Raw genomic sequence first — 23,346 nt, 5'->3', positions numbered from 1 at the left:
CGCCTCTAACCTGAGCTTGACCACCGAGCTTTCCTTCCGTGCCCACCTCGCGCGCCACACGGGTCACCTCGCCGGCGAAGGAGTTGAGCTGGTCCACCATGGTGTTGATGGTGGACTTCAGCTCGAGAATTTCACCTTCGACCGCAACGGTGATCTTCTTGGACAGGTCGCCGTTGGCCACCGCGGTCGTGACTTCCGCGATGTTACGCACCTGACCTGTCAGGTTCGCGGCCATCATGTTCACGTTGTCGGTCAGGTCCTTCCAGACGCCGCCGACGCCTCTAACCTGAGCTTGACCACCGAGCTTTCCTTCCGTGCCCACCTCGCGCGCCACACGGGTCACCTCGCCGGCGAAGGAGTTGAGCTGATCCACCATGGTGTTGATGGTGGATTTGAGTTCCAGGATCTCGCCGCGCACGTCCACGGTGATCTTCTTCGACAGGTCGCCATTCGCGACTGCGGTGGTCACCTCCGCGATGTTACGCACCTGGCCGGTGAGGTTCGCCGCCATCAGGTTCACGTTATCGGTGAGATCCTTCCAGGTTCCCGCGACACCTTCCACGCGGGCCTGACCACCGAGCTTGCCTTCCGAACCCACTTCCTTCGCAACGCGGGTCACCTCGCCGGCGAAGGAGTTGAGCTGGTCGACCATGGTGTTGATGGTGGATTTCAGCTCCAAAATCTCGCCACGGACCTCCACGGTGATCTTCTTCGAGAGGTCGCCGTTCGCGACCGCCGTTGTCACCTCGGCGATGTTACGCACCTGGCCGGTGAGGTTCGCGGCCATCAGGTTCACGTTGTCGGTGAGGTCCTTCCAGGTGCCGGCCACGCCGCGCACCTGCGCCTGGCCGCCGAGCTTGCCCTCGGAACCCACCTCCTTGGCGACGCGCGTCACCTCCGACGCGAAGGAGTTGAGCTGGTCTACCATCGTGTTGATGGTGTTCTTGAGTTCCAGGATCTCGCCACGGACCTCCACGGTGATCTTCTTCGAGAGGTCGCCGTTCGCGACCGCCGTCGTCACCTCGGCGATGTTACGAACCTGCGCGGTGAGGTTCGAGCCCATCATGTTCACGTTTTCGGTAAGATCGCGCCAGACGCCGCCGACGCCCTCGACCTGTGCCTGCCCGCCCAGCTTGCCTTCAGAACCGACCTCCTTGGCGACGCGCGTCACTTCCGACGCGAAGGAGTTGAGCTGGTCCACCATGGTGTTGATGGTGGACTTGAGGGCCAGGATCTCGCCCTTCACGTCGACGGTGATCTTCTTCGACAGGTCGCCCCGGGCGACAGCCGTGGTCACTTCGGCGATGTTACGCACTTGGCCGGTGAGGTTCGCGGCCATCATGTTCACGTTGTCGGTCAGGTCCTTCCAGACGCCCCCGACCCCCCGCACTTGGGCCTGGCCGCCGAGCTTTCCTTCCGAGCCCACCTCCTTGGCCACACGCGTCACTTCCGAGGCGAAGGAGTTGAGCTGGTCCACCATCGTGTTGATGGTGTCCTTCAGCTCCAGGATCTCGCCTTTCACGTCGACGGTGATCTTCTTGGAGAGGTCGCCGTTCGCGACCGCGGTCGTCACCTCGGCGATGTTACGCACCTGACCCGTCAGGTTCGCCGCCATGAGGTTGACGTTCTCGGTCAGGTCCTTCCAGGTCCCGGCCACGCCCTTGACCTTCGCCTGTCCGCCGAGCTTGCCCTCGGATCCCACCTCGCGCGCCACGCGGGTCACCTCCGAGGCGAAGCTGCCGAGCTGGCCCACCATGGTGTTGACCACTTTGCCGATGCGCAGGAACTCGCCGCGCAGGGGCCGGCCATCGGTGGCAAGATCGATCGTCTGGCTCAGGTCGCCCTTGGCCACGGCGCCGATCACGCGCGCCACCTCGACGGTCGGCTGCACGATGTCGCCGATCATCGCATTGACGGAATCGATGCATTCGCTCCAGCACCCGGTCGCCCCGGCCAGCCGTCCGCGCTCCTCGATCCGGCCTTCCTTGCCGACGACCTTGGCGATCCGCTCCAATTCCTGGGAAAGGCCGTGGTTCAGCTCTGCGATGTCGTTGAAAGCCTCCGCGATCTCGCCATCGATGCCTGTCAGGTCCGACGGCAGACGGGCGGAAAAATCGCCTTTCTTGAAGGCACGCAATGTCTTGAGCAGCAGCCTGGGATCAAGCTGCGAAGTGGCGGATTCGACTTGTGACATAAGGCCCCCCGTTACTCTGTTCCAGGCTTACGCTCGCCCGGATCCCCTGTGCCGACGTCCCAAAAAGATATTGTGATGGTCTTCGGATGGAATTCGACCCCGTATAACGCGTTTCAAGGGCGAGAGTTCCAGGGTGAGGCAATTTTGCGCTGGTTCGGTTAATTGGTTTCATACGATATATAGATGCGATGTCCGGGGCCGCTGATCCGGCTTTGCGGCCATTCCGATAGGGCAGTGCTTAGCCGTCGGGGCTGATCGATTCCAGAACGCATCAAGCCGCACCCTGAAGGGGTGCGGCTTGCGAGGAAAGCACGGTTGGCAGGCTGAGAGCGTCAGCTCAGACGAAGTCTTCGCGCATGGGTGTGAAGACGTCCAGAAGCACCCCGGCTTCGACGGCGACTGCGCCATGGACCGCATTGGGCGGCACGAGGAAGCTGTCGCCCTGCTTGAGACGCTCGGTCCGGCCAGCGATGGTGATGTCGAAGACGCCCGCCTCGACGAGGCTGCACTGGATGTGGGGATGCGAGTGGGGCGTGCCGACGGCGCCGGCCTGGAAGTCCACGCGCACCATCATCACCTCTGGATTGTAGGTGAGGATCTTGCGGCGGATGCCCTCGCCTGCGGGCTCCCAATCGATCTTGCTGTCGAAGGCGAAAGGTTCGTTGATACGGCTCATGGTTCCTCCAGGATGTTGTCAGCGCGCCAGCCAGCCGCCGTCCACCGGCAGAACGACGCCGTGGACGTAGTTTGCAGCCGGCGACGCCAGGAAGACGGCGGCACCGCCGAGATCCGACGGGTCGCCCCAGCGCCCGGCCGGGATGCGCGCGAGGATGTCGCCGCTTCGCTTCGGATCGTTGCGGAGCGCCTCGGTGTTGTTGGTCACGAAATAGCCCGGCGCGATGGCATTCACGTTAATGCCCTTGGCGGCCCACTCGCAGGCCAGCAGCCGCGTGAGACCGGCCAGCCCGCTCTTGCTCGCGGTATAGGACGGAATGCGGATGCCACCCTGGAAGGACAGGAGCGACGCGATGTTGATGATCTTGCCGCCGCGCTCATCCGCCAGCATGGTGCGGGCCACCGCCTGGGACAGGAAGAAGGTGGATTTGAGATTGACGTTCATCACGTCGTCCCAATCCTTCTCCGTGAACTCGATGGCATCCGCCCGGCGGATGATGCCCGCATTGTTGACGAGGATGTCGATCCGGCCGCTGACCGATGCGGCCTCTCTGACGATGCGCTCGATGGGCTCGAGACTCGACAGGTCCGCCTGCACGGAATGAAAGCCCGCGCCTGCGTCGCGGCAGAGGCGCTCGGTCTCGTTCATGGCCGAGCGGCCGACGGCCACGATGGAAGCCCCAGCCTGGGCCAAGGCGACGGCAATGGCTTGGCCCAAGCCCGTATTGGCTCCGGTGACGATCGCCGTCTTGCCGGTGAGATCGAAGGAGAACGTCATCGCCCTGCCCTCACCGCAGCGCGTCCATGGGCACCATGTCCATGTCGGTGAAGTCCTGGTTGTCGCCGCCCATGGCCCAGACGAAGGTGTAGTTGCTGGTGCCGACACCCGAATGGATCGACCAGCCCGGAGAGAGGATCGCCTGTTCGTTGGCAACCACGAGATGCTTCGTCTCGTCGGGCTCGCCCATGAAATGGAACACGCGGGTGTCAGGCTGCATGTCGAAATAGACATAGACCTCCGAGCGGCGGTCGTGCACATGCGCCGGCATGGTGTTCCACATGCTGGCCGGCTTCAGCTGGGTCATGCCGAGGACGAGCTGTGCCGAGCGGCAGACTTCCGGATGGATCATCTGGAAGATCGTGCGGACATTGCCGTTTGCGGCATCGCCCAAATCGACCCGGCGGGCGCGGTCGAGGCCGATCTTCACCGTCTCGAAGCGGGCATGGGCCGGAGTGCTGACAAGATAGAACTTCGCCGGAGTGGCGGAATCGAGGCTCTCGAAGCGGACCTCCTTCGTTCCCATGGCGACATAGAGCGCATCGCGCGGATCGAGAGCGTGAACCTCCCCGTCCGTGTGCACGCGACCGGGACCGCCGAGATTGACGACGCCGAGTTCGCGCCGATCCAGGAAATTGGGCGAGCCGATCTGCTTGTGCGATTCCAGCTTGATCGCCCCGGAGGTCGGGGTCACGCCGCCGACCACCAGCCGGTCGATATGGCTGTAGGTCAGCCTGACCTCGCCGGGAACGAACAGCGTCTCGATCAGGAAGTGGCGGCGCAGTTCCGCCGTAGAGAAATGGCGCACGGCTTCGGGATGGCATACCTGCCGGATTTCGATGGTCATCATTACCTCTTTGATTCTGAATTATCGGAACAGGGCCGGAAGCCAGAGCGACAGGCCGGGAATGTATGTGACGAGCAGCAGCACTGCGATGCTCGCGCCCAGGAAGGGCCAGATGGTCTTCATGGCCTCGCCGATGGTGATCTTGCCGACCGCGCATCCGACGAAGAGCACCGAGCCCACCGGCGGCGTGTTGAGGCCGATGCCGGCATTGAGGATCAGGATCACGCCGAAATGCACCGGATCGATGCCAAAGGCCTTGATCACCGGCAGGAAGATCGGCGTGCAGATGATGATCATCGGCGCCATGTCCATGAAGGTGCCGAGCACCAGCAGGATCACGTTGATGAGCAGCAGGACGACGATCGGGTTGTCCGACACGGCCCTCATCAGCTCGATCGTCGCCTGCGGCACCTGCAGGAAGGCCATGAGCCAGCCGAAGGCGCTGGCGGTGCCGATGACGAGCAGAACCATCGCGGTGGTGCGCACTGCGCCGAGCGTCGCCTCGACGAAGCTCTCCCAGTTCATCTCGCGATAGACGAAGAGCGTAACGAGGAGCGCATAGACGACCGCGATGCACGAACTCTCCGTCGCCGTGAACACGCCCGAACGGACGCCACCGAAGATGATGAAGATCAGCAGGATGCCCGGCACCGCCGAGACGAGGAAGTAGGCCAGCATCCGGAACCCGGGGAACGGATCGGCCGGATACCCGCGGCGGATGGCGACGATATAGGCCGTGATCATCAACGCTGCAGCCAGCAGCAGGCCCGGAACGACGCCGGCCGTAAAGAGGTCCGCCACCGAGATCGTGCCGCCCGCCGCGATCGAATAGATGATCATGTTGTGGGACGGCGGGATCAGCAGCGCGATGATGGCGGCGTTCACCGTCACGTTCACGCTGTAATCCTTGGCATAGCCGCGCTTCTCCATCTGCGGGATCATGATGCCGCCGATGGCGGAGGCATCCGCGATGGCCGAGCCGGAGATGCCGCCGAAGAGTGTGGACGCGACCACGTTCACCTGTCCTAGGCCGCCCCGCAGATGGCCGACGAGTCCGGCTGCCAGACGGATCAACCGGTCGGCGATGCCGCCGCGCATCATGAGATCGCCAGCATAGATGAAGAACGGGATCGCCATCATGGCAAAGGCGTTCATGCCGGAATTGAGCTGCTGGAACACCACGACCGGCGGCAGCTGCATGTAGAGCACGGTCGCGAGCGATGCGATGCCCAAGCAGAACGCGACCGGCGTACCGATGATGAGCAGGAGCGTGAAGACGCCGAAGAGAACCCAGATCTCCATTGACTTAATCCTTCACGGGAACGAGATGCGGCTCGTCCACGCGCACCAGGGGCACTTCCTCCCCGGCGAGCAGGAGACGGACGAGCTTTTCCAAAGCGAAGAGTGCGATCAGGACGCCACCGACGGCCAGGGGCACATAGTCGAACCCTTGCGGGATCGGCAGGCCGGGCATGGCTGCGGACCAGGTTTCCACCGCAAGTTCCGTGCCGTACCAGGCCATGGCGCCGCCGAAGATCATCACCAGAACCTCGGTGACGGCGAGCATGATCTGCCGCAGGCCGTGAGGCGCGTAATGAAGGGCGATCTCGAAACCGAGATGATTGCCGTCGCGCACGCCGACGGCTGATCCCAGCAGGATGAACCAGCTCATGAGGAGCAGGGAGGCGGGCTCCGTCCAGCTCGGAGACTGGTTCAGCACGTATCGTCCGAACACCTGCCAGGCGACAAAAATGGTCATGAGGACAAGGCCGATCCCGGCAATCCAAAGAGCCGTCCGGTTTACGACGGCGAGAATGCGGGATAGCGCGGCGAGGTCAGCGCGCATCGGTAAAGGTCTCCGGTATGGAAAGAGACGGACCGGCTTTAAGCCGGTCCGATACAGCGTAGGCCGGCAAGGCTCAGTTCATGGCCTGGATGCGGGAGACAAGCTCCTTTACCTTCGCATCCTTGGCATATTTCTCGTAGACCGGCTTCATGGCATCGATGAAGGGCTGCTTGTCCACATCGTTGATCTGGCTACCGCTCGCCCGGATCTTCTTTTCGGCGTCCTTCTCGCGGGCTTCCCAGAGCTCGCGCATCTTGGCCACCGATTCCTTGGCGGTTTCGCGCACGGCCTTCTGGTCCTCAGGCGAGAGCTTGTCGAAGCTCCTCTTCGACATCACCAGCACTTCCGGCGACATGGAATGCTGGGTCAGCGAGTAGAACTTGGCTACCTCGAAGTGGCGGAAGGAATCGTAGCTCGGCCAGTTGTTCTCGGCTCCGTCGACAACACCCGTCTGAAGGGCCGAATAGACCTCGCCCGGAGGCATGGGCGTGGCGTTGGCGCCGAGGGCATTCACCATGTCGAGGAAGAGATCCGACTGGATCACGCGCACCTTCATGCCCTTGAGATCGGCCGGCGTGTTGATGGGGCGCTTGGAGTTGTAGAAGGAGCGCGCACCGGAGTCGTAGAACGCCAGCGCCACCAGCCCATGGGGCTCGAACGCTTTCAGGATCTGGTCGCCGACCGGGCCGTCCATGGTCTTGCGCATGTGGTCGACCGACCGGAAGATGAAGGGCAGAGACGGGACAAGAGTCTCGGGGATGAGATTGTTGAACGGCCCCATGTTGATCCGGTTCAGGTCGATGACGCCGAAGCGGGTCTGCTCGATCGTGTCCTTCTCCTGACCCAGCTGGGCCGAGTGAAACACCTGGATCTTGTAGCGGCCGTTCGTCTTCTTCTCGAGCAGGGAGCCGAAATACTTCACGGCTTCGACGGTGGGATATCCATCCGGGTGGATGTCGGCCGAGCGCAGGACCGTCTGGGCGCCGGCCGTGCCACTCATGAATGCTGCCCACACGCCTAGAGCGGTCGCAGCGAGGGTTCTCCTGGTGAACATCATCTTCCTCCTTAGGCTTCCTCAAGTGCTTTTTTGTTCCGAACCGTGCCTTTGGCGGGCTTGTCCTGCGCCCCGGGCTCATGCGACGCCTCGGGACGGGACCAGACGCTGCTTGCCGCGGCTTAACTGGTCGACGATTGTATGGTAGTATGCACTTATATGTTACGCAACCCGCCAAAAGAATGAGATTGCCGTGAACACGACCTTTCCTGTTAGCCAGGGTTCCGCAGCCCAGCGCATCGAGAGTGAGTTGCGCCGCCTGATCATTGCCCTGGAGCTTCCACCCGGAAGCCGGCTCTCCGAACAGGACATCGCCGAGCGCCACGGGGTCTCGCGCCAGCCGGTTCGGGAAGCGCTGATCGGCCTGGCGCGGACGAGATTGGTGGAGATTCAGCCGCAGCGCGGCACCACGGTCGTGAAGATCTCGGTCCGGAAGATGATGGAGGCCCGGTTCGTCCGGGAAGCGATCGAGACCGCGGTCGTGCGCCGCGCCTGCTCATCCTTCGATCGGCAGAGCCGGGAGCGGATCGACGATCTCCTTGAGATGCAGGAACAGGCAGCCCGGCGGAACGATCACGACGCCTTTCAGCGCTACGACGAACTGTTCCACATCGCCCTGGCCGAGGGCGCCGGGTGCCCGCTGGCCTGGGAGGCCGTTCAGGACATCAAGGCCCATATGGACCGGGTGTGCCAGCTGACGCTCCCCAGCCCGGAGGCCATGCTGCCGCTGATCGATCAGCATCGCGCCATCATGACAGCCATCGACAGCCGCGATGAGGACGCCGCCGCCGAGGCCATGCGCCGGCACCTCACCGAGATCCTGCGCGCCTTGCCCCGAGTCGAGGCCGAGAACCCGGAACTCTTCAGTTCCTGAGCTTCCCCGGTCGGAGCGGCAGCGCGAAAGCCGTTGCCTCCAAAAGACCATTGGGCTCTCATGGTGATTGCCGCACCGGCACCTCGGTACGGCCAACGACATCGATCATCCAGGGAGCCGCAATGCCATTCTTCTCCAGCCCAACGCGCCGGGCCATTCTCGGCCTTGCCCTGAGTGCCTCAGCTGGCCTGATCTCCGGAGCTGCGCTGTCCCAGCCGGCGGCCTATCCCTCGCGGCCCGTGCGCCTCATCGTGCCGTTCACGCCCGGCGGCACCACCGACATCTTCGCCCGCCTCGTGGGCGAGAAGCTGTCCCAGTCCCTCGGGCAGCAATTCATCATCGACAACCGTGGGGGCGCAGGCGGCAACATCGGGACCGATGCGGTCGCCAAGGCCGACCCTGACGGCTACACCCTCGTGATGGGCACCGTCGGCACCCATGCCATCAATCCGAGCCTCTACGCCAAGATGCCGTACGATGCGCTCACCGATTTCGCGCCGGTCGCCTATGTGGCCGGCGTGCCGAACCTGATGGTGGTCAGCCCCAAGAAGGTGAAGGCGACCACTGTCCAGGAGTTCATCGCCGAGGCCAAGGCGACGCCGGGCAAGATGACGATGGCGTCCTCGGGCAACGGCACGTCCATTCACCTGTCGGGCGAGCTTTTCAAGCAGATGACCGGCGTCGAGATGCCCCACGTTCCCTATCGCGGCAGCGGTCCGGCGGTGAACGATCTGATCGGCGGTCAGGTGGACGTGATGTTCGACAACCTGCCCTCCTCCATCGAACAGGTCCGCAGCGGCAATCTGCGGGCCTTGGCGGTCACCTCGTCCAAGCGTTCGCCTGCCATCCCGGACAAGCCGACCCTCGCCGAGGCGGGCCTGCCCGGGTTCGAGGCGTCAAGCTGGTTTGCCCTCTTCGCCCCGAAGGGCACGCCGCCTGAAATCACCACCAAGCTGAACCAGGAAGTGCGCAAGGCCCTGGAGACGCCGGACCTGCAGAAGCGCTTCGCCGATCTCGGCGGCGAGATCCGGCCTATGAGCCCGGACGAACTGATGGCCTATGTGAAAGCCGAGCATGAGAAGTGGGCGAAGGTGGTGAAAACCTCCGGCGCCAAGGTCGATTGATCTCAAACAATGAAGGGCGCCTCTGGGCGCCCTTCCCGCCTGCCTAGTATTCCATCTCGAATCCCAGCCCGACCGAGCTGCCGCCTTCGGCATTGACCTCGCCTTGAGCCTTCAGGCGCCGCGTCAGATCGATATCGACCGTGACACCGCTCTCGTCCGGCTGGGCGCCGGCTCTCACGCCGACCCGCACATTGTCGCTGATGTAGCGAGAGACTCCGACGCCCGGCCCGCCGCTGGCGCCCACGGTGATGTCGAGGCTGTCGACGCCGAGGGACCGGCGCAGCTGCTCGAAGGCGTCGTTGTCGGACCCACCGGAGAGCTGCGCAACAGCCTGCGCAAGCTGCAGGGCCTGCCCGGCCGACAGCCCGCCTGACGGCCTCTGGAACAGGATGCGGGAGAGCACCTCGTCCTGCGGCAGGTCGGGATCGGAGCTGAATGTGAATTCAGGGCTCGAGGCCGGACCCGTCACGCCGATCCGCGCCGTCACATCGCCAGCCTGCGTCTCCGCCAGGAAGTCGAGGGACGGCGTGAGATCGCCAGTGAAATCCAGCCGACCTCGGACGAACTCGAGCCTCTGGCCCAGGAGGTCGAAGCGCCCGCGCCGGAGTTCAAAAGCACCGATGGCGATGGGATCCTGGGTGGTGCCCTGGAGCCGCAGGTCGCCGCCCAGTTCGGCATTGATGCCGCGGCCACGCACGAAGATACGGTTCTGCGCCGTGAGCGTCAGATCGAGCTCTGCCCGAAACGGGGTGCCTCTCGCGGAAGCGGATTGCCGCCGCTTGGCGAGAGCAAGCCGTGCCGCGGCGGTCGGCGTCGGCCGCACATGCCGGGTTCCGGGCAGCGGCCTCAAGGTAGTGGGCAGCCGGTCGGGCACCGAGACGTTCATCGAGATGATGTTGATGCGGCCCGCAACCCTCGGCCTGCTCAGAAGCGGCCCTGAGAGGGCCAGATCCAGGTCGGCGTTCGCCTCGACGGTCTCGTTGGAGACGAGCTGGGCCCGGCTGCCCGTGATGCGGATCTCCCCGGGCAGTCCTGCGGCGGGATCGAGCGTCACCTGACCTCGGGCCGCCAGGGCCCCCCCGTTCGCGGTCTGCGCAGTCAGGTTCTCGATGGTGACAACCTGCCCGCGGGCGACGAACCGTCCGGCGATGCCGTTCAGTTGGACGCCCTGAAGCGAGTCGACGAAGCTGCCATTGGCGAGCGTGACGCTGCCCTCGATGCGCGGATTCGAGAACGTACCGGCAATTGACAGGTCGAGATTGGCAGCTCCTGTCAGACGTTGACCAGACGCGGACAGGAACGAATTGGCGATGGCGAGATCCGTGCGCCCCGCCACCCTGAGAGCAAGCTCCTCGGCCGCACTCAGAGGCACGCTTCCCGAAACCTGCAGGGCTCCGCCACGGCCAATGGCGATCCTCGCGTCGATTCCAGCCCGCTGATCGGCCAGCCGCCCCTGCGCGTCGATGCTGAGCGGAGGCAGGCCCGCCCGGCGGGTCTCTGCCGTTGCAAGGCCTGATACGTTGACGCGATAGGTTCCGGTAGGAGCTTCCATCGATCCGCCAATGGAAGCATTTCCATTGACCGTTCCGGCAAGGCCGAGATTGGGCACCACGATGTCGGCAATCTGAAGCGGCAGGCTGCGGACGTCGACCGTCAGATCCAGCCTGTCGGACACCGTGCCGTTCACGGTGACCCGTCCCTGATCCGCCGCGATCACCAGGTTGGACAGCTTGACCGAACCGTTCTGCAGCGTGATGGCCGCAGGCTGAGCCAAGGCAAGGCGCCTGCCCCCGCGACGGGCCGTGAAGCTCGCAAGCTCGACCTGCGTCGCATCGCCAGGAACAAGGCGCCCCTGCGCATCGAGATCGAAGCCCTGCCCGACCGCAGATGTGGTAAAGCGCGAGGCCTCGGGCGTGCCGTCAGAAATGAACCGTACGGTTCTGTACGTCTGCCCTCCCGCCGTCAGCGCCTCGGCAGAGATGGTGCCGTTGATGATGGGGCGGCGATAGAGATCCTGAACGGCGAGCCGGGCATCGAAGTCCCTGACCGATGCATCCGCAACGGCGAAGCGCGCGCCTCGTGCGGTCACTTGGGCATTCTGACCGCCATTGCTGACGTTGAGCGAGATCACGGCATCGAGCGCGCCGGCGAGCTTGGTCAGCGCCAGCGGGGAGAGATCGTCGAAATTGCTGCCGGACAGGGAGATCTCACCCTGAGCGAGATTGTCGGCGCCTAGGCGAAGATTTCCGTTGAGAGCGACCGAGCCGACATCGACGTCGAGCCGGTCCAGGATCCACCCGCCTTCCGGCGGCCTTGCAAGGTGAACCGAGCCTGTGGCGGGTTTTTCATCGACCTGTCCGTCGAGCGTGAGAGCCGCATCGAGGGCTCCCGTGACGTCCTTGGCGTCGAGACTGATCTCAAGGCGCGGAATGGATCGATTCAGGGCCCGTACGTCGGTAAGCCTTGCAACACCCCTCACGTCCGGCCGTTCGAGGGAGCCTGCAAGGCGAGCCATGACATTGGCCCGACCGGCGGTAATCCGCTGATCCACACGCCTCAGTTCGTCGATGGTAACATCGAGACCCAAATCAGCTGCGGATTGCGTGGCACGTCCGTCGATCCGGGCGTCGAGATGCGCCCCGTCGAGGCGGAAGTTCTCGACCCCGAAGCCATTCGGGATGCGGCGCACCGTGCCTGTCGCGGCGACACTCCGTCCGAGAAGGCCGTCGACGGCGGGCGTTCCCGTCGAGAGCTCCCGCAACCGCGCATCGATCGCCGCGGCCACGTCGTACCGGCGTGGATTGCCAGACAATTGCGCGGTCAGACTGGCCGAACCCTGCAGCGGCCGGTCTGCGATGCCCGAGAAGGATGCCAGCGCCGGGATGCTGGCATCGAGCCTGCCGTCGAGAAGAGTGCCACCGACCCGTCCCGTGAAGCCAGCCTGTGCCGTCGGCGTCTCGATGCGCGCCGTCTCGACATTCGCAATGCCGTCCAGACCGAAGGAACCGCGCGAGGTGACCGAAAGCGTCGCTCCGATCGCACGGGCGAGCGCCCGATCGGCAGGCCGGATTCCTGCGGCATCGGCGTCGACGGCAAAGGAGAACTGAGTGGGAGGCGATGGACCGTCTACCGGGTTCATGGTGACGCGAGCTGTCAACGTATCCAATGCGCCCTGCGGCAGCCTGATCTCGGCTGCATCAAGCGAGCCGTTGATGCGCGGCGCAGTCAGGCGGCCCTGCACGGTGCCGTCGAAATTGAGCCGGGCGATCTCCGCTTCCCCCGCCCGGGTTTTCGCCCCGTCGGTCGGCAGGGCGCGGGCGTTGAGGGTCAGGTCGAGGACCTGACCGGAGCTGACGGTTCCGGTCATGTCGAAACGTGCGACATTGGACGTGATGCGCACCGGCTGGAACCGCAGGCTGCTGTCATCGCCGACGGTGACATTGCCGACCAGTTGGGTGGTTCCGCTGAAGACCGGAGCGGCCGGTGCGGGCAACAGGCCCTCGATGCGGGCTGCGAGATCCAGGTTCACATCGTAAGCGGCCGTGGCCCGTCTGACGGTCGCCGTCCCTGCCGCACCGATCGTCGGCCCGGCGGAGAAGTCGAGTCGGGCTGCGAAGTCGCTCATTGGGCCCTGACCGGCCAGCGTCAGATCGACGGGCGGAAGCCCAGGGAGATCCAGAAGCCGGGCAGCGATGCCGCCTGCAGGCTCCTGATGCGTGAGGTCGAGAGCCAGCCGTTTCGTCTGCGGCACATAGGTGAGGTCGATCGAAAGCCGCCCAGGAGCATCGAGACGCTGCGCCTGGAAGTTGAGATCGAGCCCTTCGGACGGATTTCCGAGCTGAGCGGACCCTGCTGCGGAGAGCCGCGCCTGCGTACCGAGCACCGGCTGCCCGAGGATGAGTTCCTGCAGGGCGAAGCGATCCACGATCACCCGAACTGGCAGGTCGGGCAGGATCGGCTCGTCGGAGACGGGAGCATCCTCGTCTGCCGGCAAAGGCCTTCGCGCAATCTGAAGGCGGTCGATGGTGAGTTCATCCACCTGGAGCCGCCCACGCAGGAGCGCCGTACGGCTCCAGACGAGACGGGCACGATCGAGGTTGAGCCACACCCCATCACGGTCGGCAATGCGGATGTCCCGGATGACCGCATTCGAGGAGAGCGCACCCTCGATGCTGCCGATGGTGACCTGCGTGGTCGGTGTCGACAGGAGGCGCGAGATCAGGTTGGCCAGAACGCCTTGGTCGCTCTGCGCCTGGCTGGGACGGCTGGCCACCACCCAAAGTGATACAGACGCCAGGACGACGATGATCAGAACAAGGGCGAGGGAGCGGATTGGCTTGATCATCAGAAGGCCTGCCCGATACCGACATAAATGGCATAAGAGGGGTCGCCGGGCCCCGGATTGACCGGGATCGCCACATCCAGGCGAATAGGACCGATGGCCGTGTAGTATCGCAAGCCCAAGCCTGCCGCGACACGGATGGACTCGTCGAAATCCGGGAAGCTCGATTCGAAGGCCGTGCCGGCATCGACGAAGGGCACGATGCCGATGGTGTTGGTGATCTTGATCCGGGCCTCGAGCGAGGCTTCGAGCAGGCTCCGGCCGCCGATCGGCTCGCCGAGGTCCGTCGGGCCGAGCGTCCGGTAGCGATAGCCGCGCACCGAGCCGCCACCACCGGCGAAGAAGCGCCGATTGGCCGGGATTTCATCGAGATCCGCGCCAACGATCGAGCCAAGCCCAATGCGGCCGGCCAGAATGTAGCGAGCCTCCTCATCGAGTGAATAATATGCGGAGGCCGTTCCCCTCGCGATCGTTATGGGCACCGAGGAGCCAAGGAATTCCGGGTATGGCACCACCGAGGCGATGACCCGAATACCCTCGGTGGGATTGAGAGGATTGTCGGTCGAGTCGTAGCTGAGAGAGACCGGCAAGCCGACGAGCGTGTAATCGATCTGACCCAGGACGTCCGTCGTCTGCCCCTTCTCGTACTCGATCCCACCTTGGATCGAGAAGGTCTCGCTGAAGCGGTGGCGGATGCCCGTGCTCGCATTCACGAGACGGCTCGTGTAGCCCTCCGTCCGGTCCCGCTCCACGAGGCCGTCGACCAGCCAATCGTTACGGGTTCCCCAGAGAGCAGGCTTGAGGAAGCTGGCCCGGAACCGCCCTCCGAGATTGTCCCACGTGAAATCCTGGCTACGATCGGGGTCGCCGCCATCCTCGGTGAGATAGAAGATGCTGCCTTCAAATCGCAGCCGTTCGGCCCCGCCGAACAGGTTCCGGTGCGCCCAATAGGCCCGCACCGCCGGTCCATCGGTCGTCGAGTACTGAACCGAAGCGCCGATGACCCGCGGCGGGCGTTCGGTCAGTTCCACGAAAAGAGGCAGGTTGCCATAGGCGTCCAATGCCTCCCCCTCACGGATCCGCACGGACGACAGGGCCTCGATCTGGGAGATCGACTTGCGCATGGAGGCAAGTTCTGCGGGAGAATAAGGATCGCCCGGCTCCGTGTAGATGAAGGAGCGCACCACTGCCGGATCGACATTCTCCGCACCGTGGACCGAAATCGCCCCGATCCCCGCTCGGGGCCCGGGATCGACGGCAAGAGTCACATCCATCGCCTGAGCCGGGTGGATCACCACAGGATCCTGCTGCCGGACCTTGGCGAAGGGACGCGACTGGGACCGGAAGTGATCGACGATCCGTGCTTGGGCAGCGACGATGTCGGCGGATCGCGCCGGATCCCCAGGCTTGATCTGCACGACCCTGGGCGGAAGCTCGCCTGGCGAGAAGGGGCGACCCGTCCTCGCATCCAGCACGGCAACATCCCTCAAGGCGAATTGCGGGCCTGGGTCCGCGATGATCTGAACGGGCACGAGCGCCCGCGCGAGGTAGCCCGAGGCTGCCCGGGTCGCGGCATCCGTGCGGGGAGCCTGCAACGCCATCGGAACACCAGCCACATTGATCGTGACACGGGCATTATAGTATCCGGCCCCCCAGAGCGCATCGATCAGACGAGGCAGATCGGCCTCGGCTCGGCTGGCAAGAGCCGCCGCATCGGGCGGCGGATCCGACTGCAGGCTTTGAAGGGTCGAGGCATCCTTCAACGTCCGCTTCAGGTCGCTGTTGTCGCCACTCACGACGATATCGAGGGAATAAGGCAGGGCCTGCGGACTTGGAGGCGGCGGTGCATCCCCACCGCCACGAAGCCATCCGAAAAGATCGAGTGCGACGGCAGGCGCGATCGGCAGTCCACTGAACAGAACGCCTACAAGAACGGGAAATACGATCCGTCGTTTGTTACTCAGCCACCGCAATTGAGGCACGATCTCCCTGGACTGGACGTATCAATATTTATTTGTCTTGAAGCCGGCCTAGCCCAGAGCAAGTGCCAGGAGCCAGATCAGCTTAGTTGATCAGCAGGCACCTAATCACAGTTTCCCAAACGGAAAAACCCTAGCTGCCCGATTTTGGGTTGATAGTTGAAGAAAGATCACAGAAGGCATAAAGGAAAATATACTTTCAATAGAAACCGACAGGTGTTCAGACATATCAAGAGCCCAACGCTGTTTCGTTCAGTCAGCCAATAACATTCCCTTCCGGTCTTGAGCTCTCTCGGAGGACGGTTGTTTGATTCTGCCAAATGTGGCAAAAATGAGAACTAGCTGCCGGCCGTTACGAACTCGTGTTAATCTGTAGTGCGCCGACATCTGATAGCTAAGGCTCATTGACCAACCGAATGACCGGGTGTAATTTTTTGGCACAAGCTATTGGCTCCATCCAAGTTGCTCCGATGTAGAGCAGCCATCTTCGAGCCAGTTCTGCTTGCAGATTTGTTTTGGTTGAAGCCTCTCCTAGAGTTTTACAGCCAAAAACGATGTAATGGCGTTCTAGAGTTATTGCCTTCTGCTTCGGATCCAAGGCCTTCTACGGCAGGGATAGGTGAAGAATGGCTGTAGCGCTCATACTGGTTATCGTGGCCATTGGTTCGGTTGTATTCCACCTCGTCAGCCCTTGGTGGTGGACCCCGATTGCCTCGAACTGGCGCTACATCGACAGCACGATCATCATCACCTTCTGGATCACCGGAGCGGTTTTCGTCGCCGTCGTCCTCTTCATGGCCTATTGCGTGTACCGCTTTCGCCATCAGGCCGGCCGGCAGGCACACTATGAACCTGAGAACAAACGCCTCGAATGGTGGCTGACGATCGTCACAGGCATCGGTGTTGCCGCCATGCTCGCGCCGGGCCTGTTCGTCTGGAGGCAGTTCATCACCGTCCCTGAGGACGCGACCGATATCGAGATATTCGGGCAGCAATGGCAATGGAGCTTCCGCCTGCCGGGAGCCGACGGACAACTCGCCACCTCAGGCGCTCACCTGATCAGCCCCGACAATCCCCTTGGACTAAACAAGGACGATCCGAAGTCGCAGGACGACGTCGTCATCGAAGGCGGCGAACTGCACCTGCCCATCGGAAAGCCGGTCAAGGCGCTCCTGCGCTCGGTCGACGTCCTGCACAACTTCTATGTGCCGGAACTGAGAGCCAAGATGGACCTGGTGCCGGGCCAGGTTTCCTACATCTGGTTTACGCCGACACGGACGGGAACATTCGACATTCTCTGCGCGGAACTCTGCGGCGTCGGACATTCGCAGATGCGCGGAAAGCTCGTGGTTCAGGAACAGAGCGATTATCAGGCATGGCTGCAGGACCAGGCGTCGCGGAGCTTCGCACGGGTCGCGCCCGCCATCAATGGACCAGGTACCGTGTCTGATTGAACGGAGACATAACGCAGACAGCCGAGGAGAGCATCCTGATGGTCGATGTGCCACTTGGTCCGGCTGGAGCCGTTGCACCGGCTGATGTCGAGGACGTCGAACTCTATCATCCCCATAGCTGGGTGACGAAATATGTCTTCAGCCAGGATGCGAAGATCATCGCCATCCAGTATTCGTTCGTTGCTCTCTCGGTGGGATTGATCGCCCTCGTGCTGTCCTGGCTGATGCGCTTGCAGCTGGGCTTTCCGGGGGTCTTTTCCTTCATCGATGCCAACGCCTACTACCAGTTCATCACCATGCACGGCATGATGATGGTGGTCTATGTGCTCACTGCCCTGTTCCTCGGCGGTTTCGGCAACTACCTGATCCCCCTGATGATCGGTGCCCGCGACATGGTCTTTCCCTATGTCAATATGTTGAGCTTCTGGGTTTATCTGCTGGCTGTTCTGGTCCTTGTAGCGAGCTTCTTCGCGCCGGGTGGCCCCACCGGTGCGGGTTGGACCCTTTATCCTCCGCAGGCCATTCTCTCAGGCACACCGGGCGGGCAGGACTGGGGCATCATCCTGATGCTTGCCTCCCTGATGATCTTCATCATCGGCTTCACCATGGGTGGGTTGAACTATGTGGTGACCGTGCTGCAGGCGCGGGCCCGCGGCATGACCCTGATGCGCATGCCTCTCACCGTCTGGGGGATCTTCACGGCGAGCTTCATGGCGTTGCTCGCCTTCCCGGCCTTATTCGTGGGCGCCGTGATGATGCTCTTCGACCGGATATTCGGGACCAGCTTCTTCATGCCGGCCATCGTCGAAATGGGCCAGCCGCTGGACCGAAACGGCGGCAGTCCCCTGCTCTTCCAGCATCTGTTCTGGTTCTTCGGGCATCCGGAGGTCTATATCGTCGCGCTGCCGGCGTTCGGCATCGTGTCGGACCTGATCAGCACCCACGCGCGGCGCAACATCTTCGGTTACCGCATGATGGTTTGGGCCCTGCTGGCGATCGGCGCCCTCAGCTTCGTCGTCTGGGCCCACCACATGTATGTGAGCGGCATGAACCCTTATTTCGGGTTCTTCTTCGCCACGACCACGCTGATCATCGCCGTACCGACGGCCATCAAGGTCTATAACTGGATCCTTACGCTCTGGCGGGGCAACATTCACCTCAACGTTCCCATGCTGTTTGCCCTCGCGTTCATCGTCACGTTCGTGAACGGGGGTCTCACCGGCCTCTTCCTCGGCAATGTGGTGGTGGACGTTCCGCTCTCGGACACGATGTTCGTCGTCGCGCATTTCCACATGGTCATGGGCGTCGCCCCGATCCTCGTGATCTTCGGGGCGATCTACCACTGGTATCCGAAGGTGACCGGGCGCATGCTGAACGATACGCTCGGCAAGCTTCACTTCTGGGTCACGTTCCTCGGGGCCTATGCGATCTTCTTTCCCATGCATTATCTGGGACTGATGGGAGTCCCGCGGCGTTATCACGACATCGCCGACATGTCCTTCGTCCCGCAATCGGCTCACACGCTCAACGCCTTCATCACCATCGTGGCCCTGATCGTCGGCGCGGGGCAGCTCGTCTTCGTCTTCAATCTCTTCTGGAGCCTACGCCATGGCAGGCCGTCCGGCGGCAATCCCTGGCAGGCCACAACATTGGAATGGCAGACGCCCGAGACGCCGCCGCCCCACGGCAACTGGGGCAAGGATCTGCCGGTCGTCTATCGCTGGGCCTACGATTACAGCGTTCCGGGAGCCGATCAGGATTTCCTCCCGCAGAACCAGCCCGCGATCACCCGAACGGCACCAGGATCGTCCCATGGGTAGCATCCTCCTGTTCCTGAGCGTGCTGGCCGTCATCGGCGCCTGGTGGCTGTCGCGACAGGGGCTGGCATCCAAGCCTTGGCTGGAACAGGGAACGGCAAGCGCCCTGCCGGCTGGGAGCCTCACCCCTCCATCCAAGATCGGACTTGGCATCTTTCTGGCAGTCGTCGGCTCCCTGTTCGCACTCTTCATCAGCGCCTACGCGATGCGCATGCAATTGCCGGATTGGCGCGCGTTGCCGATACCGGGGATTCTGTGGCTCAACACCGCGATGCTTGCGTTAAGCAGTCTCGCCCTGCATGGCGCAACGAACGCCGTCCGTCGGGGAGAGATGCCCGCACTGAGAATAGGCCTTCTGGCAGCAGGCATTTCGGCACTGGCCTTCCTCTCAGGCCAACTCCTGGCGTGGCGGCAGCTGAGCAACGAAGGCTACCTTCTGGCGGCCAATCCGGCCAACGCCTTCTTCTATGTCCTGACCGGCGTGCATGGCCTCCATCTCCTCGGCGGGCTGGTCGCTCTGGGCAGGACCACCGAGAAGGCGTGGCGTGAGACAGCCGCGGAGCCTCTGAGGCTGTCGGTGGAGCTCTGCGCGACCTACTGGCACTTCCTGCTCCTCGTCTGGTTCGTCTCTCTCAGCGTGCTGACCGGTTGGGCGAGCGAGTTCGTCGATATCTGCCGGCAATTGCTGACTTGAGGGGAGTTGCGCATGGCGGAACAAGCTCTGACGGATCTAAGGACGGCGCACACCGAGGCTTCGGGCCTGCGCAGCATCGCATCCGACTTCTCCTCGGACCGGCAAGCCTTCAGGAACGTGTCCTGGGGCAAGGCCATGATGTGGATCTTCCTTCTCAGCGACACCTTCGTCTTCAGCTGCTTCCTGATCTCCTACATGACGGCCCGCATGTCCACGACCGTGCCGTGGCCGAACCCGAGCGAGGTCTTCGCCCTGACGATTGGCGGCGTCACGCTCCCCCTGATCCTGATCGCCATCATGACCTTCGTCCTGATCAGCAGCAGCGGGACCATGGCGATGGCCGTGAACTTCGGCTACCGCCGCGACCGCAAGAAGACGGCCATCCTGATGCTTGTGACGGCTCTGCTCGGCGCCACCTTCGTCGGCATGCAGGCTTTCGAATGGACCAAGCTGATCCATGAAGGTGTCCGCCCATGGGCCAATCCGTGGGGCGCGGCCCAGTTCGGCTCCTCGTTCTTCATGATCACGGGCTTCCATGGCACTCACGTGAGCTTCGGCGTGCTGTTCCTTCTCATCATCGCCCGAAAGGTCTGGCGCGGCGATTACGATCACGAACGTAAGGGCTTCTTCACCAGCCGGAAGGGACGGTACGAGGCCGTCGAGATCATGGGCCTCTACTGGCACTTCGTCGATCTGGTCTGGGTCTTCATCTTCGCCTTCTTCTATCTCTGGTGAGAAACACGCCATGGCACAGACAGCAGCACATGCCCAGGGCCAGCAGCATCCGATCAAGCTTTACCTCGTGGTTTGGCTTTGGCTGTTCATCCTGAGCGCCTGCTCCTATTTCGTCGATTTCTTTCAGCTTCAGGGCTTGCTTAGGTACACCCTCATTCTCCTGTTCATGATGCTGAAGGCGGGCCTGATCGTTGCCATCTTCATGCATATGGCATGGGAGCGTCTTTCGCTCGTCTATGCCATCCTGGTACCGATGAGCGCCGTCTTGGTGTTCGTCGCCATCATGGTCCTCGAAGCGGATTACACCCTTCTATCCAGGATCATCTTCTTCAACTCCGGTTCCTGAACAGCAAGAAGGCGGCCCGATTGCCGGGCCGCCTCCAAATGCCTTCATGTAGGTTTGGCTACCTCGCGGGATGCGCCTCGTCCGGATGCGGGGGTTCCACAACCCTGCGGTAGAGATGCCAGGTTGCATGTCCCAGCACAGGCATCACGATGGCCAGCCCGACGAATAGCGGGATGGACCCGACGAGGAGCGCCGCCGCGACGATGAGGCCCCAGAGCGCCATGGTGAGGGGATTCATGGCCACCGCCTTCACCGAGGTATAAACCGCGACGGCTGCCCCGACGTCCCGGTCGAGGAGAAGCGGGAACGAAACGACGCTGATGCTGAGCACTGCCACGGCGAAGACGAAGCCGATGATGTTGCCCAGAACGATCAGCCGCATACCCTCGGACGTCGTGAGGACCTGGTTGATGAGCTGCGCGAAGGATGCAGGCACCTCGTAACCGAAGATTGACTGATACAGAAGGCGCGCCGTCGTCAGCCATGTCAGGAAGATCACCAGCAGCAGGACACCGAGGGCGATGATCGATGGGATCGAGGGCGACTTGAGCACGTTGAACGCATCCTGCCACGACGTCGACAAGCCGAGCTCCCGCCTCCGGCTGATCTCATAGAGGCCGATGCCTGCGAATGGGCCGATCAGCGCGAAGCCTGACGCGAGCGGATAAAGGAGAGGCAAGGCATTGTTGCTGAAGGTGAGCGCAGCGAGGCATACGCCGACGACTGGATAAATGAGCCCAAGGAAGACCAGGTGCGACGGCATGGCCCAGAAATCATCAAACCCCTTCGCCAGGGCTTCTTTCAAATCGGCCGGGGTGATCCTTCTGACGACGGGATTTGCCGGAGCCTCGCCTGCACCGGCAACAATGTGGAAATTGGCCATAATCGCTCCTCCAGGGCTGAACCTTGGCAGTTGAGATCACGGCCTTGCGTGCGGTATCGGATGGTCACGCGTAACCGTAACCTATGCATTGAGTATACGCCGGAACAATCTGGCTGTCGCCTCGGATCGGAGCAGGATCCATCCTGGCTCCGATCCGAGGCGGCTAGCCGATCCTGATATTCTAACGTGCGAATGCGGCCAGAATCCGAGCCCACGAGCGGATGCCGTGATGGAAGCTTGAAAGATCGTACTTCTCGTTCGGCGAATGGACCCGATTATCGAAGCGCGCAAACCCGACCATGAGCGCATCCATGTTCAGCATGCGCTTGAAGTCTCCGACGATCGGGATGGAACCGCCCGTGCCGGCCAGGGCTGCCTCGCGCCCCCACTCCGCCGTGAGGGCCTCCAGGATCGGCTTGAGCCAGGGTCCATCGAGCGGCAGGCTGAGCGCCGGGCCCCCGCCATGCTCCTTGAAAACCACCGAGCAGTCCGCGGGAATGCGGGCCTGGACGTGAGCACGGAAAGCCTCTCGGATCTTGGCAGGATCCTGCCCTGTCACAAGGCGGAAGGATACTTTGGCTGCAGCCTTTGACGGAATGACTGTCTTGAAACCCTCGCCCGTATAGCCGCCGACGATGCCGTTGACCTCGCAGGTCGGCCGGGCCCAGATCTGCTCCAGAACGCTGCGCCCCTTTTCGCCCGCTGGAATGCTCAGGCCCACCTGTCCGAGGAAGCCCTCTTCATCGAACGGCAGACGGCTCCACTGTTCCTTCACGGCAGCCGGAAGTTCCTCCACGCCGTCGTAGAATCCCGGCAGAGTGACGCGGCCCTCACCATCCCGGAGCGTAGAGAGGATCTCGGTTAGAACATGGATCGGGTTGCGTGCGGCGGAGCCGAACATGCCCGAATGGAGATCTCTGCTCGCGCAGGTGATTTCCACCTCCTCTCCCACCAGACCCCGCAGCATGGTGGTGACAGCCGGGGTCTCGTCGTCCCACATATCGGTATCGCAGACGAGTGCGACATCTGCCGACAGCTCATCGCGGTTCGCCTCGAGAAACGGTTTGAGGCTCGGGCTGCCGGATTCCTCTTCCCCCTCCAGAAGGATCGAGACGCGGATTGGCAACGCGCCGGAGACGGTCTTCCAGGCGCGACATGCTTCGATGAAGGTCATCAGGGCGCCCTTGTCGTCGGAAGCCCCCCGGGCGACGATCCATGTATCGCCGTTGGGTGCCGCCACGAGGGTCGGCTCGAAAGGGGGCGTCGTCCACAACTCGATGGGATCGACAGGCTGCACATCGTAATGGCCGTAGAACAGCACGTGCGGCCCTTTGGCAGCTTCGACCTGATGGCCGACAACCATGGGATGGCCTTCCGTCGTGCGGGCCGAAGCCTCGAAGCCAAGCTCCCGCAATTCGGCCGCGAGCCATTCCGCCGCCTGGCGGCACTGTTCCTTATAGGCCGGATCCGTCGAGATGCTGGGGATGCGGATGAATTCGAAGAGGCGCTCGAGACTCTTGTCCAGATCGGCATCGATACGGTCCAAAACGGCAGAGAGATGATCTGTCACGGAAAGTTCCTCTTTTCCATCGCGAAGGAAGGGCGTCAGCACAGATTTCCGAGGTGTCGCCGTGCTGTTCTACTGCCTCGCTCGTATTGGTAAAAGGAGAATCGCGAGTTCAACCAATGGCATCTTCCCGGGAA

General features: G+C 62.8%; 18 protein-coding genes. 7 read left to right on the top strand and 11 right to left on the bottom strand.

Annotated elements, in window-relative coordinates; genetic code table 11:
- The 7 genes from VB672_RS02380 to VB672_RS02350 form a co-directional block, all read right to left on the bottom strand.
- On the bottom strand, window positions 1-2,194 hold a 2,194-nt coding region (locus VB672_RS02380; RefSeq protein WP_329782558.1), incomplete at its 3' end, for a HAMP domain-containing protein.
- Window positions 2,195-2,531: 337 nt separating this feature from the next.
- Window positions 2,532-2,870 carry a cupin domain-containing protein gene (locus tag VB672_RS02375; RefSeq protein WP_329782557.1) on the bottom strand — a complete coding sequence of 113 codons (339 nt, stop codon included), beginning with the start codon at window positions 2,868-2,870 and terminating at the stop codon, window positions 2,532-2,534.
- An 18-nt stretch (window positions 2,871-2,888) separates the two neighbouring features.
- On the bottom strand, window positions 2,889-3,647 hold the full coding sequence (gene kduD / locus VB672_RS02370; protein WP_329782556.1) for a 2-dehydro-3-deoxy-D-gluconate 5-dehydrogenase KduD: 759 nt from the start codon (window positions 3,645-3,647) through the stop codon (window positions 2,889-2,891).
- A 10-nt stretch (window positions 3,648-3,657) separates the two neighbouring features.
- The gene (gene kduI / locus VB672_RS02365; protein WP_329782555.1) at window positions 3,658-4,494 is read right to left on the bottom strand and encodes a 5-dehydro-4-deoxy-D-glucuronate isomerase; all 837 of its coding nucleotides are present in this window, start codon (window positions 4,492-4,494) and stop codon (window positions 3,658-3,660) included.
- Between the two features lie 21 nt (window positions 4,495-4,515).
- Window positions 4,516-5,796 carry a TRAP transporter large permease gene (locus VB672_RS02360; protein WP_329782554.1) on the bottom strand — a complete coding sequence of 427 codons (1,281 nt, stop codon included), beginning with the start codon at window positions 5,794-5,796 and terminating at the stop codon, window positions 4,516-4,518.
- 4 nt (window positions 5,797-5,800) lie between these two features.
- The gene (locus tag VB672_RS02355; protein ID WP_329782553.1) at window positions 5,801-6,340 is read right to left on the bottom strand and encodes a TRAP transporter small permease; all 540 of its coding nucleotides are present in this window, start codon (window positions 6,338-6,340) and stop codon (window positions 5,801-5,803) included.
- A 73-nt stretch (window positions 6,341-6,413) separates the two neighbouring features.
- Window positions 6,414-7,394 (bottom strand): TRAP transporter substrate-binding protein, encoded by a 981-nt coding sequence (locus VB672_RS02350; protein ID WP_329782552.1) that lies wholly within the window; start codon window positions 7,392-7,394, stop codon window positions 6,414-6,416.
- A gap of 193 nt (window positions 7,395-7,587) precedes the next feature.
- On the opposite strand from VB672_RS02350, the gene VB672_RS02345 reads away from it, so the two are divergent.
- Window positions 7,588-8,268: a GntR family transcriptional regulator gene (locus VB672_RS02345; RefSeq protein WP_329782551.1), complete on the top strand. Its 681-nt coding sequence runs from the start codon at window positions 7,588-7,590 to the stop codon at window positions 8,266-8,268.
- Between the two features lie 122 nt (window positions 8,269-8,390).
- Entirely contained in the window at window positions 8,391-9,392 is a 1,002-nt protein-coding gene (locus VB672_RS02340; RefSeq protein ID WP_329782550.1) for a Bug family tripartite tricarboxylate transporter substrate binding protein, read from the top strand.
- A gap of 43 nt (window positions 9,393-9,435) precedes the next feature.
- On the opposite strand, the gene VB672_RS02335 is transcribed toward VB672_RS02340, so the two are convergent.
- Entirely contained in the window at window positions 9,436-13,737 is a 4,302-nt protein-coding gene (locus VB672_RS02335; RefSeq protein WP_329782549.1) for a translocation/assembly module TamB domain-containing protein, read from the bottom strand.
- Window positions 13,737-15,716, bottom strand: coding sequence for an autotransporter assembly complex protein TamA (locus tag VB672_RS02330; RefSeq protein WP_442931889.1), 1,980 nt, complete (start codon window positions 15,714-15,716; stop codon window positions 13,737-13,739). The genes VB672_RS02335 and VB672_RS02330 overlap by 1 nt, the downstream gene beginning before the upstream one ends.
- Before the next feature lie 623 nt (window positions 15,717-16,339).
- Between VB672_RS02330 and coxB the strand changes: the two genes are divergently transcribed.
- Genes coxB through VB672_RS02305 form a run of 5 tightly spaced genes read left to right on the top strand, consistent with a single transcriptional unit; the run spans window position 16,340 to window position 20,759 of the window.
- Complete coding sequence (gene coxB / locus VB672_RS02325; protein WP_329782547.1) at window positions 16,340-17,167, top strand: cytochrome c oxidase subunit II; 828 nt, start codon at window positions 16,340-16,342, stop codon at window positions 17,165-17,167.
- A gap of 38 nt (window positions 17,168-17,205) precedes the next feature.
- Window positions 17,206-18,987 (top strand): cytochrome c oxidase subunit I, encoded by a 1,782-nt coding sequence (gene ctaD / locus VB672_RS02320; RefSeq protein ID WP_329782546.1) that lies wholly within the window; start codon window positions 17,206-17,208, stop codon window positions 18,985-18,987.
- Entirely contained in the window at window positions 18,980-19,678 is a 699-nt protein-coding gene (locus tag VB672_RS02315; protein ID WP_329782545.1) for a cytochrome c oxidase subunit 3, read from the top strand. Before ctaD ends, VB672_RS02315 begins: the two co-directional genes overlap by 8 nt.
- Window positions 19,679-19,690: 12 nt before the next feature.
- Window positions 19,691-20,413: a heme-copper oxidase subunit III family protein gene (locus tag VB672_RS02310; protein WP_329782544.1), complete on the top strand. Its 723-nt coding sequence runs from the start codon at window positions 19,691-19,693 to the stop codon at window positions 20,411-20,413.
- Window positions 20,414-20,423: 10 nt separating this feature from the next.
- On the top strand, window positions 20,424-20,759 hold the full coding sequence (locus VB672_RS02305; protein ID WP_329782543.1) for a cytochrome C oxidase subunit IV family protein: 336 nt from the start codon (window positions 20,424-20,426) through the stop codon (window positions 20,757-20,759).
- 58 nt (window positions 20,760-20,817) lie between these two features.
- Here VB672_RS02305 and VB672_RS02300 read toward each other — a convergent pair whose 3' ends face one another.
- Both VB672_RS02300 and VB672_RS02295 read right to left on the bottom strand, forming a co-directional pair.
- A complete protein-coding gene (locus VB672_RS02300; RefSeq protein ID WP_329782542.1) occupies window positions 20,818-21,642 on the bottom strand; it encodes a DUF2189 domain-containing protein in 825 nt (274 codons plus the stop codon).
- Window positions 21,643-21,823: 181 nt separating this feature from the next.
- Complete coding sequence (locus tag VB672_RS02295; RefSeq protein ID WP_329782541.1) at window positions 21,824-23,212, bottom strand: dipeptidase; 1,389 nt, start codon at window positions 23,210-23,212, stop codon at window positions 21,824-21,826.
- Window positions 23,213-23,346 lie beyond the last annotated feature (134 nt).

This window comes from Microvirga sp. CF3016 (genome assembly GCF_036314085.1).
Lineage (GTDB): Bacteria > Pseudomonadota > Alphaproteobacteria > Rhizobiales > Beijerinckiaceae > Microvirga.
This window is presented reverse-complemented; position numbering and strand designations above follow the sequence as displayed.